This is a genomic window from Microbacterium hominis (genome assembly GCF_013282805.1).
Classification (GTDB): Bacteria; Actinomycetota; Actinomycetes; order Actinomycetales; family Microbacteriaceae; genus Microbacterium; species Microbacterium hominis_B.
Genome location: NZ_CP054038.1, coordinates 159,181 through 171,857, shown reverse-complemented (window position 1 = coordinate 171,857; position 12,677 = coordinate 159,181). Strand labels below are relative to the sequence as shown.

General features: G+C 72.6%; 9 protein-coding genes. 4 read left to right on the top strand and 5 right to left on the bottom strand.

Features of this window, described 5'->3' with window-relative positions; genetic code table 11:
- Window positions 1-179: 179 nt before the first annotated feature.
- From uraD to pucL, 3 genes are read left to right on the top strand one after another with little or no spacing between them, the layout of a single operon-like run.
- Entirely contained in the window at window positions 180-686 is a 507-nt protein-coding gene (uraD, locus tag HQM25_RS00810) for a 2-oxo-4-hydroxy-4-carboxy-5-ureidoimidazoline decarboxylase (protein ID WP_172988476.1), read from the top strand.
- Entirely contained in the window at window positions 683-1,048 is a 366-nt protein-coding gene (uraH, locus tag HQM25_RS00805; RefSeq protein ID WP_172988475.1) for a hydroxyisourate hydrolase, read from the top strand. The genes uraD and uraH overlap by 4 nt, the downstream gene beginning before the upstream one ends.
- A 2-nt stretch (window positions 1,049-1,050) precedes the next feature.
- On the top strand, window positions 1,051-1,962 hold the full coding sequence (pucL, locus tag HQM25_RS00800) for a factor-independent urate hydroxylase (RefSeq protein WP_172988474.1): 912 nt from the start codon (window positions 1,051-1,053) through the stop codon (window positions 1,960-1,962).
- A gap of 201 nt (window positions 1,963-2,163) precedes the next feature.
- Here the strand turns inward: pucL and HQM25_RS00795 are convergent, their stop codons facing one another.
- The 5 genes from HQM25_RS00795 to HQM25_RS00775 form a co-directional block, all read right to left on the bottom strand.
- A complete protein-coding gene (locus HQM25_RS00795) occupies window positions 2,164-3,147 on the bottom strand; it encodes a zinc-binding metallopeptidase family protein (protein WP_172988473.1) in 984 nt (327 codons plus the stop codon).
- Between the two features lie 170 nt (window positions 3,148-3,317).
- Window positions 3,318-4,226: a transglutaminase family protein gene (locus HQM25_RS00790; protein WP_172988472.1), complete on the bottom strand. Its 909-nt coding sequence runs from the start codon at window positions 4,224-4,226 to the stop codon at window positions 3,318-3,320.
- On the bottom strand, window positions 4,223-6,724 hold the full coding sequence (locus tag HQM25_RS00785; RefSeq protein WP_172988471.1) for a circularly permuted type 2 ATP-grasp protein: 2,502 nt from the start codon (window positions 6,722-6,724) through the stop codon (window positions 4,223-4,225). The genes HQM25_RS00790 and HQM25_RS00785 overlap by 4 nt, the downstream gene beginning before the upstream one ends.
- On the bottom strand, window positions 6,721-10,002 hold the full coding sequence (locus tag HQM25_RS00780) for a DUF2126 domain-containing protein (RefSeq protein WP_172988470.1): 3,282 nt from the start codon (window positions 10,000-10,002) through the stop codon (window positions 6,721-6,723). Before HQM25_RS00780 ends, HQM25_RS00785 begins: the two co-directional genes overlap by 4 nt.
- A gap of 294 nt (window positions 10,003-10,296) precedes the next feature.
- Complete coding sequence (locus tag HQM25_RS00775; protein WP_172988469.1) at window positions 10,297-10,857, bottom strand: adenine phosphoribosyltransferase; 561 nt, start codon at window positions 10,855-10,857, stop codon at window positions 10,297-10,299.
- 56 nt (window positions 10,858-10,913) lie between these two features.
- Here HQM25_RS00775 and HQM25_RS00770 point away from each other — a divergent pair, with 56 nt between their 5' ends.
- Window positions 10,914-12,596, top strand: a complete 1,683-nt coding sequence (locus HQM25_RS00770) for a glycoside hydrolase family 13 protein (RefSeq protein ID WP_172988468.1) — start codon at window positions 10,914-10,916, stop codon at window positions 12,594-12,596.
- Window positions 12,597-12,677 lie beyond the last annotated feature (81 nt).

Below are 12,677 nucleotides of genomic sequence, written 5' to 3'. Positions count from 1 at the left end.
CACGTCTCCGCACAATGCCGCGCCGTTTCGCCGGTGTAAACCCTCTCGCGTCGTCACACGGTGCACGAAGGCGCCGCCCGCCCCGCGGCGCCCGCCCCCGCCATCCGGTCACACCGCCGACACAGGGCGGAAAACTGCGTGTTCGACGGGGCCGGTAGCGTCGCCCTGGAAAGGAAGACATGAACATCGATGCCTTCGACCGCCTCGACCCGGCCGAGGCCCGCACGGTGGTGGCGGTCTGGGCGGCCGTGCCCGAGTGGGTGGATGCCGTCGTGGCGGCCCGCCCGTACGGCACGGTCGACGCCCTGGCCGATCACGCCGCCGCGCTCGCGGCGACCTGGTCTCGAGACGACCTCGACGCGGCGCTCGCCCATCACCCCCGCATCGGCGAGAAGCCGACCGGCGCAGGCGCCGAGGCCGCGGCATCCCGTCGCGAGCAGTCGTCGATGAACGACGTCGACACCGACATCGCGGCGCGCATCGCGGCCGGCAACGCCGCCTACGAGGAGCGCTTCGGACGGGTGTACCTCATCCGCGCGGCCGGACGCACCCCCGCCGAGATGCTCGCGCACCTCGAGCGGCGCCTCGGCAGCGACGACGACACCGAGGCCGCCGAGGCCGCGGCGCAGCTGGCCGAGATCGCCCTCTTGCGCCTGCGCGGCACCATCACGCAAGGTGAGCCATGACCACGCATCTGACCACGCACATCCTCGACGCCGCGACCGGAGCCCCCGCCGCCGGGGTGAGCGTCGTGCTCGCCGCCGCGTCGGGCGACGCCGTCGTCGCAGAGACGCCCGGGGCGATCATCGCCCACGGCCGCACCGACGCCGACGGCCGCCTCGCGCTGGGGCCGGAGCGACTGGATGCCGGTGACTACACGCTCACCTTCCTCACGCGCGAGTACTTCGCCGAGCGCGGCATCCCGAGTTTCTACCCCTTCGTCACCGTGACGTTCACCGTCGAGGTGACCGGCGACGGCACCAGCCCGCACTATCACGTGCCGCTCCTGCTGAGCCCGTTCGCGTATTCGACCTACAGAGGGAGCTAGTCATGGTGTCCGTCAGCCTCGGAGCCAACAAGTACGGCAAGGCCGAGAACCGCATCGTCCGCGTGTACCGCGACAGCCCGCGCCACGAGATCGTCGATCTGAACGTCACGTCGCAGCTGCGCGGCGCCGCGCTGGAGTCGTCGTTCCTCGAGGGCGACAACGCGTTCGTGGTCGCCACCGACACCCAGAAGAACACCGCGTTCGCGTTCGCGAAGCAGCACGGCATCCCCTCGCCCGAGGAGTACCTGCTCGCCCTCGGCGCGCACTTCGTGCGGGAGTTCGACTGGATCGAGGGCGGCCTGTGGCAGGCCGAGCAGTACGAGTGGGAGCGCATCGACGTCGACGGGATGCCGCACGATCACTCCTTCGTGCGCTCGGGCCGCGCCACCCGCCTGGCGACGGTGCAGAAGATCGACGGGGCCACGCATGTCACCGGCGGGGTGAAGGACCTCGTGGTGCTGAAATCGACGGGGTCGGAGTTCGCCGGCTTCCCCCGCGACCGCTACACGACGCTCATCGAGACCGACGACCGCATCATGGCCACCTCGGTGACCGGCCGCTGGCGGTTCCTGCCCGAGGCCGTCGAGGCCGGCATCGACTACAACGACCTCTACGCCGAGGTTCAGGCGGTGCTGCTGTCGACCTTCGCGAGCGTGCACTCGCTGGCGCTGCAGCAGACCCTGTTCGAGATGGGGCGCGCGGCGATCGAGGCACGCCCGGAGATCGCCGAGGTGCGCTTCGCGATGCCCAACAAGCACCACTTCGTGTACGACCTCTCGTCGTTCGGCCTGGAGAACCCCAACGAGGTCTTCTACGCCGCCGACCGCCCCTACGGCCTCATCGAGGGCACGGTCGTCAGAGACGGTGTGGATGCCGCCCCCGCCGCCTGGGTCGACCTGCCGACTTTCGTCTGAGGCTCGGGCGGCGCGGGTCTCGATACGCGTGCTCCGCTCGCTGCTCGACCACCGGGTGCGCGTGCCGTCGTTCGATCCGGAAACCGGATGACGCGACGCTTCCCGGGCTCACGGGGCGTTCGAGCCCGGAAACGCCGCGGGGCTCCGGTTTCCGGATCGCGCCGAGTGCCGCTGATTCGGCCGGCGTGGCCCAGGCACCTGTCAGGGCAGGAGCGACGCGGCGAACTCCAGCTTGTCCAGCACGGGCGCGGGGATCGCGAAGGGGTAGAGGTCGTCCTTGCCCATCGACCGGTTCACCGCGTTGAGGGCCGTCGACAGCGGCATCCACACCTCCACCACGAGATCGCGGATCGTGGATGCCGCGCCGACGGCCGCGGCATCCACCAGTCCGTACGCCACGGCCGAGTCGACGGTGTCGAGGATGTGCATGAGGTGCGCCCACGTCTCGGCGAAGTCCTCGTGGGGGTGCATCGTCGCGTACGTGGAGATGTGCGCGACGGCCCAGTCGGCGGGCGCGCCCTCGGCGTAGTGGCGGTCGACGGCGGCCTGGTAGTCGGCGCGCTCGTCGCCGAACAGCTCGCGGAAGCGCTGCAGCGCGGCATCCGATCGCACCAGCTGCCACTGGTAGTAGTGGCCGATCTCATGACGGAAGTGCCCGAGCAGTGTGCGGTAGGGCTCGGCGAGCTGCTCACGCAGCCCCTCGCGGTGGGCGGCGTCGCTCTCGGCGAGATCGATCGTGATGACGCCGTCGACGTGCCCGGTGGTCACCGACTGCAGCGTGCTGGAGAGCAGGTCGAACGCCAGCCCCTCCGCGGGGTCTGCAGCGCGCGAGCGCACCGGGAGCTCCAGCCGGTCGAGCTCGACGATCAGGTGCCGCTTGGCGCGCTCGGCGGGCACGAAGTTCGCGAGACCCTCCAGGTCGGAATCAGCCGGCCGCACGCGGGTGAGGTCGCAGGCCTCGCACTGCCCGCCCTCGAGGCGGGCGAGCCACGTGCATCCCGACAGGTTGAGGTTGCGGCACACGTGCCAGATGAGCCCGTCGCCGTCGACGTATCGCCCGGCGGCATCGAGGGGCACGAGCGCACGCTCCTCGCGCGAGAAGCCGACCGCGGTGCCGCACGAGACGCACACGGAGTTCTCGAAGTACAGCGGAGCCCCGCACACGCGGCACGCGAAAGCCTGCATGATCCCCCCTCGGGCGCGCGCGGTGCGCGCCTCGGCAACCCTACGCCCGGCCGGCGCGCCCGTCGTCTGCCCTGCAGCGGAGATCTGCGCTCATGCGGAGGAATCGCGGCGAAATGCTCCGCACGACCGCAGATCTCCGCAGGGGCGCCGAGCCCGGCGCCCACCCCCGCCTACGCGACCGAGGGCGACACCGGCACGGGGGCCACATCGACCGACACGCGCAGGGTGGAGCGCTTGGCCTTCGACCAGATGATTCCGCGCACCGGGGAGACATCGCCGTAGTCGCGGCCCCACGCCACCGTGATGTACCGGTCGTTCGCCCACTGGTTGTTCGTCGGATCGATCGCGAGCCACTGCCCGGCGCCGGTTCCGACGGGCGGAACCCACACCGCGAGCCACGCGTGCGAGGCGTCGGCCCCGACGATCCTCTCCTTGCCGGGCGGGGGCTGGGTGGCGAGGTAGCCGCTGACGTACCGGGCGGCGAGTCCGTGCGAGCGGAGGCACGCGAGGGCGACGTGCGCGAAGTCCTGGCACACGCCCGCGCGCTTGCGCATGGCATCTGCCACCGTGCTCGTGACGGTGGTGGCCTTGGTGTCGTAGTCGAAGTCGCGGTGGATGCGCTGCATGAGGTCGGTGGCCGCCTCGCCGAGCGGGCGGCCCGGGGTGAGCGACTCGGCCGCGTACGCGGCGGCCTCGGGGATGTGCGCCACGCGGGGCGACTCGAGCGCGTACTCGACGGCCGCCCAGGCGGACGCCCCGGTTGCCGCCTCCATGGGGCGCGCGTTCTCCCACGGCACCGCGAGGGCGGCCTCGTCGTACACGGGCCGCTCGACGGTCACCTCGCTGACGGCGTCGATCACGAGCCGCTCGTGCGGCGCGGTGACGTGGAAGTAGGTGACCGAATTGCCGTAGTAGTCGGTGTCGGGGGCGAGGTCGCCGGGCACGGGCTCCAGGGTGACCGCGTGCGAGGCGACCGACTGCCACGGCAGCTGACGAGGCCGCAGGTGGTGCACCCCGAGGCTGTTGCGCACCGGCTTGTCGTACGTGTACTCGGTGCGGTGGCTGAGCACGTACTTCATTCGCGCACCATCTCCTCGATGAGCGACAGCGAAGACATCTCCAGCGCGGGCGGTCCGCCCGCGAAGTGGAGGGTGGCGATCGCGTCGGAGAGCTGCCGCAGCGACTGGGCGGTCTCCTCGAGGAACGCGGCGAGCGCGGGGCGCTGCCCGTCGACCTCCCGCGCGAGCGCCGCCACGTCGGCCGTGGCGAGCGCCGCCGACAGCTCGTCGCGCAGGCGCTCGGGGCGGGTCGACCCGGTGGAGTCCGGCAGCGCGGACAGGTGCGCGCGCAGCCGGTCGAGGGAGAACGCGAGCGAACGCGGGTTGTCGAGGTCGTTGAGGAGCAGATCGAACACGCTGCGCGTGCGCCCGTAGCCGCGGTACCGGCGCCGGTGGGTGACGAGGCTCTCGGCGGCCAATAGCACGCCGTCGAGCACGGCCCGGTCGGTGGCTGCCGCATCGCTGGTCACGGTCGTCGCCGACAACAGGGTGCACAGCTGCAGCGAGCGCTCGACGTAGCGGCCCGCCTCGATCATGTGCCAGCCGGTGTCGCGGATCATGTTCGCCGTCACGCCGTGCAGGGAGAGGATGCCCGACAGCATGCGTCCGGCAGACTCGGCGACCTGCGGGCTGTGGGTGGACTCCCGCGCCGAGGCCATCGCGCGGTCGGCGATGCTGAAGACGCGCCACGTGTCGCCCGAGAGCTGGTCGCGCACACCCTCGAGCGCGTCGCGCATGCCGGCGAGGGCATGTGCCGCCGAACCCGGACGGTCGGCGTCGACCAGGAGCGAGCGCAGCTCGTCGGTCGGATCGGGATGCCGCCGCCCGGCGAGCATCTGCAGCACGCGCAGCAGCACCGGCGCCGGGCCCCCGCCGCGCGCACGCACGCGCTCCAGGTGCGGCTGGGTCGCCAGCGCGAGGCGCAGGAGGTCTTCGGACCGCTCGGCGTACCGGCCGGCCCAGTACATGTCCGCCAGCGCACGCGGGGCCATCGCCGGGATGGACGGGATCATCGTGAGCGGGGTCGCCACCGCGAGGCCCTGATCGGGCTCGGCGGGGTCGGACTTGAGCACCCACACGTCCTTGGTCAGCGGCGCACCCTCGTCGTCGCGCGCGGTGGCCAGGCCCCCGGCGAGGGTGCGGTACGCCGGGCCGTAGCGCACGCTGAACGCGCGCAGCACGAGCGGCTGCGCCTCGGCGGCGCCGGCGGCGCCCCACACCGGCGCCTGCGAGAGGGGAAGGCGGGCGAGGCCGACGTAGCGGTAGGGGTGCGCCTGGATGCGCACGGCCAGTTCGTCGGCGTCTGCGTCGACGCCGGCGGACTGCCCGTCGAGGGTGCGCACGATGACGGCGTCGGGGTCGGTGCGCAGCCGCGCGAGCACCTCGGCGCGCCCCTCGCGGTCGCCGCACCACCAGGCCGGCGTCGCGGGCAGCCTCAGCTGCTCGCCGAGCAGCCGCTCGCAGGCCGCGCCGAGGAACGGCAGCAGCGCCGGGTTCTCGAGCACACCGGCGCCGAGCCCGTTGACCACGTGCACGCGCCCGCGTCGCACCGCCTCGACCAGACCCGCGACGCCGAGCTGCGAGTCGCCGCGCAGCTCGAGCGGGTCGCACCACGCCGAATCCACCCGGCGCAGGATCACGTCGACGCGGTCGGTGGGGGTGGCACGCGGCCAGCGCGCGGGCTTGATCCACACGCTCCCCTCGCTCACGACGAGGTCGCTGCCCTGCACGAGCGGGAAGCCGAGGGTGTTGGCGAGGAAGGCCTGGTCGTACGCGGTCTCCGAGTGCGTGCCGGGCGAGAGCACCACGACCCGCGGGTCCTCGTCGTCGCGCGGCGCGCACTGCAGGAGGGCATCGCGCAGCACCGCGAAGAACGGGTCGAGGCCGTGCAGGTCGGCTTCGTGGTGCAGATCCGGCAGCATGCGGGAGATCACGAGGCGGTTCTCCATCGCGTAGCCGAGGCCCGACGGCGCCTGCACCCGATCGGCGAGCACCCGCCACTCGCCGTCGCCGTCGCGGCCGAGGTCGGTGGCCGACATGAGGAGGGGATGCCGGTCGACGACCCCCGGTCGGGCGACGGCCCGCACGAAGCCGGGGTGCGCGAACACCGCAGCGGCCGGGACCACCCCCTCGGCGAGCAGGCGCTGCTCGCCGTACACGTCGCTCATGATGGCGTTGAGCAGCTCGGCACGCTGCGCGAGGCCGATCTCCAGGCGCGCCCAGGTGGGGGCATCCATCACCAGGGGCAGGGGATCGAGCCGCCACGGGCGCGCGCCGCCCCGATGCGCGTAGGTCACGCCGTCGTCGGCGAGGGCGCGCACGATCTCGGCGTCGACGCGGCCGAGCTCCGGACCGGTGAGGTTCATGGTCGCCGAGGCGAGCGGCTTCCACGCGGGGCGCAGCGCCCCCTCGGGCCCGATGACCTCGTCGAATCGCGTGGCCGGCGACGGCACGTCGCCCACGCCGAGCGGCAGCGGCGCCTGGGTCAGCGTCGCCGCGTACTCGTGGAGCACGCTCACCGCGGCGCCACCCTGCGCAGATCGAGCGTGTGCGGGTAGTCGGTGGTGGCGGCGCGGCGGGCCTCCTCGCGCATCGCAGCCACGTCGATGCGGCCCACGGTGTGACCGCGCTGCTCGAAGCGACTCGCGCGGCGGGCTTCGGCCTCGTTCGCGTTGATCGGCGGGTGGTCGTAGGCCCGGCCCCCCGGGTGCACCACGTGGTAGGTCGCGCCCCCCAGCGAGGTCTCGGCCTCGACGTCGATCACCTCGAACGTCAGCGGCGCGTGCACGGGGATCGACGGGTGCAGCGCCGACCACGGCTGCCAGGCGCGGTAGCGCACGCCGGCGTAGTACTCGCCGAGGTGTCCGGTCGGGGTCAGGGGCACAGGTACACCCTGACACGTCACCAGGTGGCGCTCGGCGTCGACGCCCCGCACCCGCACCTGGATGCGCTCCACCGACGAGTCGACGTACCGCGCGGTTCCGCCCGCGGTCGCCTCCTCGCCGAGCACGTGCCACGGCTCGATCGCCTGGCGCAGCTCGAGCTCGATGCCGTGCCCGGGGCCGCCGCCGATGCGGGTGAATCCGATCCGCGGGAAGCGGAACTCGGTGAACGCGTCGAGCCAGGTCTCCTCGAACGCGATGCCGTGGGCGCGCAGGTCGGCGATGACGGCGTGGATGTCGGCGATCGCGCCCTGCGGCAGCAGGAAGTCCTCGTGCAGGCGCGTGCCCCACCGCACCAGCGGCGCGGTGTACGGCTTCTCCCAGAACATCGCGACGAGGCTGCGAACCAGCAGCGCCTGCACGAGGGCGAGCTCGGGATGCGGCGGCATCTCGAAGCCGCGCAGCTCCAGCAGGCCCAGGCGCCCGCGACTCGAGTCGGGACTGTAGAGCTTGTCGATGCAGAACTCGGCACGGTGCGTGTTGCCGGTGAGGTCGGTGAGCAGGTGCCGCAGCGCCCGGTCGGTGAGCCACGGCAGGGTGGTGCCCTCCGCCGTCTCCGGGTCGCCCTGCAGCCGGCGCAGCTCCTGCAGCGCGATCTCCATCTCGTACACGGCCTCGGGCCGGCCCTCGTCGAAGCGGGGCGCCTGGCTCGTCGGGCCGATGAAGCGCCCCGAGAAGAGGTACGAGAGCGAGGGATGCCGCTGCCAGTACGCCACGAGCGATGCGAGCAGGTCCGGCCGGCGCAGCAGCGGCGAGTCGATCGGCTGGGTGCCGCCGAGGGTGATGTGGTTGCCGCCCCCCGTGCCGGTGTGCAGGCCGTCGAGGTCGAACTTCTCCGTGGTGAGCCGGCTCTGGCGTGCGTGCTCGTAGAGCGACAGCGTGAGATCGCGCTGGTCCGCCCACGAGGCGGTCGGCTGCACGTTCACCTCGATCACCCCGGGGTCGGGGGTGACGACCAGCTGGGTGAGCCGGGCGTCCGGCGGCGGTCCGTAGCCTTCGAGCACGACGGGGGTGGCGGTCTCTCGCGCGGCCGTCTCGATCACCGTGAGCAGATCGGCGTAGGCCTCCAGGGTGGTCGTCGGCGGCAGGAACACGAGCACGTGCCCGCCCCGCGCCTCGACCGTGACAGCGGTGCGTCCGGCCTCTGCCGGGTCGACGATCGTCACGTGCGGGATGCCGGGGGCCAGCGGCTCGCCGGCTTCGAGGTACGACGGCTCGCCCGGGTGCTCCGGATCGGTCCACGCGACCGAGTCCAGCGGCAGGCGGAGTCCGACCGCGCTGGTGCCGGTGGTGAGCACGAGGCGGCCGCGTCGGAACCGCCAGGCGGGGCTCGTCCAGGCCTCTTCGGTCGTCAGGGGCAGCACCCAGCCGGTGGGCGTGTCGATGCCGGCGTCGAGGGCGGCCACGTCGTCGGCGCCGGCGGGCTCCGCGTCGGGCTTCGGCCCGACCGGCCGGCGCACCTCGGCGGCGAGCGCGGCGAGAGGGTCTTCGTACGCCGCCAGCAGCTGCGCGTCGGGAAGCCCGAGCACCTGGGTGAAACGGCGCGCGAGGGCTTCGGCGGCCGCGCCCGCGCCGGGATCGGCCGAGGCCTCGTCCCACGGGTCGGCCAGCAGCGCCGGGTCGTGCCACAGCGGAACGCCGTCGGTGCGCCACTGCAGGGCGATGTTCCAGCGCGGCAGCGGCTCGCCCGGGTACCACTTGCCGTCGCCGCGGTGCACGACGCCGCCGACCGCGTAGGCGGCGCGCAGCCGCTCGGCCAGGCCCGTGGCCAGCTCCCGCTTGTGCGCGCCGTCGGCCGCGGTGTTCCACTCGGCCGCGGTCGCCTCGTCGAGCGCGACGAAGGTCGGCTCGCCGCCCATCGTCAGGCGCACGTCGCCGCGACGCAGACGCTCGTCGACCGCTTCGCCGAGTGCGTCGATGCGCTCCCACTGCTGCGCGGTGTACGGACGGGTCGTGCGCGGGTCCTCGTGCACGCGGCGCACCTCGTTGTGGAACGAGAACGACACCTCCACGGGGGCGGTGGCCCCCTCGATCGGCGCGGCGGTGCTCGGGTGCGGCGTCGCCGACAGGGGGATGTGCCCCTCTCCGGCGAACAGCGCGCTCGTGGCATCCAACCCGATCCAGCCGGCACCGGGGATGAACACCTCGGCCCACGCGTGCAGGTCGGTGAAGTCGGCCACAGGGCCGCTCGGGCCGTCGAGAGCGGCCTGATCGGCGGCCAGCTGCACGAGATACCCCGACACGAACCGCGCCGCCAGGCCGTGCGCGCGCAGCAGGCTCACCAGCAGCCACGCCGAGTCGCGGCACGAGCCGATGGCGCGGCCGAGCGTCTCGTCGGGCGTCTGCACGCCCGGCTCCATGCGCACGTCGTACGCGACCGCGCCGTGCACGGCGCGGTTGAGGTCCGAGAGGAACGACACGGTCGGCACGCCGCCGTCGGGCAGGTCGGGCAGCTGCCGGCTCATCCAGTCCTTCGCCGCATCGCTGTCGGACACCGGGGCGAGGTAGGGCGTGAGGTCGGCGGCGAGCTCGGGCGCATACGCGAACGGGAAGCGCTCGGCGTACTCCTCGATGAAGAAGTCGAGCGGATTGATGACCATGAGGTCGGCGACGAGGCCCACCGTGATCTCGAGCCGACTGACCTTCTCGGGGAAGACGATGCGGGCCAGCCAGTTGCCGAACGGATCCTGCTGCCAGTTGAGGAAGTGGTTCTTCGGGCTGATCTCGAGCGAGTACGCCTCGATCGGCGTGCGCGCGTGCGGAGCGGGCCGCAACCGCACCAGGTGCGGGTGCACCGTCACCGGATGCGCGAATTCATAGCTCGTGTAATGCTCGAGCGCCACCTTGACCGACATGGATCAAGACTGGCCTATGACTGTTGCCTCGCGGTTACGACGATTCGACGACGGCGGGACCCCGGGTACCGGTGCCCGGGGGTCGTCCGCCGTCGTCCAGCCAGACGGAGGGCGCTGTGCACTGCCTCCGCGTCCTCCCCGGACACTGGCAGTTCTCGGGCTTCGAGCTTTGCGGATCCGGTTCGGACCGGTGACGTTAGTCGCTCTCCCTGGGAGGCGCCAGGGGTGTCAGGGAATGGTCGCGGGGAGTTCACACGCGGTAACAGCCCCGCAATCGGCAGCCGCCCCGGGGCGCTACGCGGTGAACAGGGCGTGCACGTCGCCCACGAGCGGACGGCCGCCGAGTGCTTCGAGCTCCATCAGCACGGTGGTGCCCACCACGGTGCCGCCGAGCTGCGCCACGAGCGCGTGGGCGGCCACGAGCGTGCCGCCGGTGGCGAGCACGTCGTCGATCAGCAGCACCCGCATGCCCGGCGTGATGTCGTCGTGCGCCTCGATGGTGGCCGTGCCGTACTCGAGCGAGTAGGAGACGGATGCCGCGGGCCGCGGCAGCTTGCCCGCCTTGCGGATCGGCACCAGGCCCACCCCGGCAGCGGTCGCGGCGGCCCCGGCGAGCAGGAAGCCGCGCGCCTCGATGCCCGCGACCACGTCGAACTGGCCGGCGAAGGGCGCGATCATCGCATCGATCACGGTGCGCAGGGCCGCGGCATCCACCAGCAGCGGGGTGATGTCGCGGAACATCACGCCCGGCTCCGGGTAGTCGGGGATCGTGCGGATGAGCGATTCGGCACGGGCGAGGGCTTCGGTCACCCGCCCACGATAGCGGCCCGACCTGGGGCTTCTGCAGACGCACATCTCGCTCTATGACAGCGTCCAGCATCCCTGCAAGCGCTTGCACTACAGTGGCAGGCATGACTGTGACCGAGACCGTCCTGCGCGCTGGCGCCCTGGAGACCGCCCCCGGCGCCGAGTGGTGGCGCACCGCCGTGATCTACCAGATCTACCCCCGCTCGTTCGCCGACGCATCGGGCGACGGCATCGGCGACCTCCCCGGCATCACCTCGCGCCTGGTCGACCTGGAGCACCTCGGCGTCGACGCGATCTGGCTGAGCCCCTTCATGCGCTCCCCGCAGAAGGACGCCGGCTACGACGTGGCCGACTACTGCGACGTCGACCCGATCTTCGGCACCCTGGCCGATTTCGACGTCATGCTCGCCGAGGCGCACGCCCGCGGCATCCGGGTCATCGTCGACCTGGTTCCGAACCACTCCTCCGACCAGCACGAGTGGTTCCAGCAGGCCCTCGCGGCGGCGCCCGGCAGCCGGGAGCGCGCGCGGTACATGTTCCGCGACGGCAAGGGCGTCGAGGGCGAGCTGCCCCCGAACAACTGGGAGTCCGTGTTCGGCGGTCCGGCCTGGACGCGCGTCGTCGAGGCCGACGGCACCCCCGGCCAGTGGTACCTCCACATCTTCGACTCCAGCCAGCCCGACTTCGACTGGACCAACCCCGAGGTGCGCGAGGAGTTCCGCCGCATCCTCCGCTTCTGGCTCGACCGCGGCGTCGACGGCTTCCGCGTCGACGTGGCGCACGGCCTCATCAAGGCCGACGGCCTGCCCGACTACACGCCCGACCCCGAGGCGGGATCGATGGGCGGCGAAGAGGCCGACGTGCCCTACTGGGGCCAGCCGGGAGTGCACGAGGTCTACCGCGACTGGCATGAACTCGTCGCCGAGTACACCGGCGACCGCGCGCTGTGCGCCGAGGCCTGGCTGCCCACGCCCGAGAAGACCGCCCTGTGGGTGCGTCCCGACGAGATGCACCAGGCGTTCAACTTCCCCTACCTCGAGACCGAGTGGCACGCGAAGTCGCTGCGCGCGGTGGTGGATGCCTCGTTCGCGGCCTTCCACGGCGTCGGCGCCCCGAGCACCTGGGTGCTGTCGAACCACGACGTGGTGCGGCATGCCTCGCGTCTCGCGCTGACGGCCGAGAACCCGCAGGGCCACGGAATCGGCCCGGACTCGCCCGGCCAGCCGATCCCCGAGGTGGGCCTTGCCCGCGCCCGCGCGGCGACCACCGTCATGCTCGCGCTCCCCGGCTCGGCGTACCTGTACCAGGGCGAGGAGCTCGGCCTCCCCGAGGTCATCGACCTGCCCGCCGCCGCCCGCCAGGATCCGACGTGGTTCCGCACCGCCGGCGAGCGCTACGGCCGCGACGGCTGCCGCGTGCCGATCCCGTGGACGGCCGAGGGCCCGAGCTACGGCTTCAACGACACCGGTGAGGCGTGGCTGCCCCAGCCCGCGCAGTGGGCCGGGCTCGCCCGCGACGCGCAGGTCGGCGTCGAAGGCTCCACGCTCGAGCTGTACCGCACCCTCCTGGCCGAGCGTCGCGCGTTCGCGCTCGGCGCCGGCACCCTGGAGTGGCTGACCGGCTTCCCGAAGACGGCCGTCGCGTTCCGCAACGGCGACGTCACCGTCGTCGCCAACACCGGCGCCGACTCGATCGCGCTTCCCGCCGGTAAGGTGATCGCGGCGAGCGGCCCGGTCTCCGGGGCAGAGCTGCCCGCCGACACGGCGGTGTGGATCGTCGCGGACTGACCGATGCGACGGGATGCCGCGCACGCGCCGCGCGCCGCTTCGCGGCATCCCGAACCGGCCGCTTCGCGGCATCCCGAACCG

What these genes read in the sequence shown, in the direction of transcription:
- uraD (WP_172988476.1), top strand. Translation starts at nt 180, where the DNA reads ATGAACATCGATGCCTTCGACCGCCTCGACCCGGCCGAGGCCCGCACG.
- uraH (WP_172988475.1), top strand. Translation starts at nt 683, where the DNA reads ATGACCACGCATCTGACCACGCACATCCTCGACGCCGCGACCGGAGCC.
- pucL (WP_172988474.1), top strand. Translation starts at nt 1,051, where the DNA reads ATGGTGTCCGTCAGCCTCGGAGCCAACAAGTACGGCAAGGCCGAGAAC.
- HQM25_RS00795 (WP_172988473.1), bottom strand. Translation starts at nt 3,147, where the DNA reads ATGCAGGCTTTCGCGTGCCGCGTGTGCGGGGCTCCGCTGTACTTCGAG.
- HQM25_RS00790 (WP_172988472.1), bottom strand. Translation starts at nt 4,226, where the DNA reads ATGAAGTACGTGCTCAGCCACCGCACCGAGTACACGTACGACAAGCCG.
- HQM25_RS00780 (WP_172988470.1), bottom strand. Translation starts at nt 10,002, where the DNA reads ATGTCGGTCAAGGTGGCGCTCGAGCATTACACGAGCTATGAATTCGCG.
- HQM25_RS00775 (WP_172988469.1), bottom strand. Translation starts at nt 10,857, where the DNA reads ATGTGCGTCTGCAGAAGCCCCAGGTCGGGCCGCTATCGTGGGCGGGTG.
- HQM25_RS00770 (WP_172988468.1), top strand. Translation starts at nt 10,914, where the DNA reads ATGACTGTGACCGAGACCGTCCTGCGCGCTGGCGCCCTGGAGACCGCC.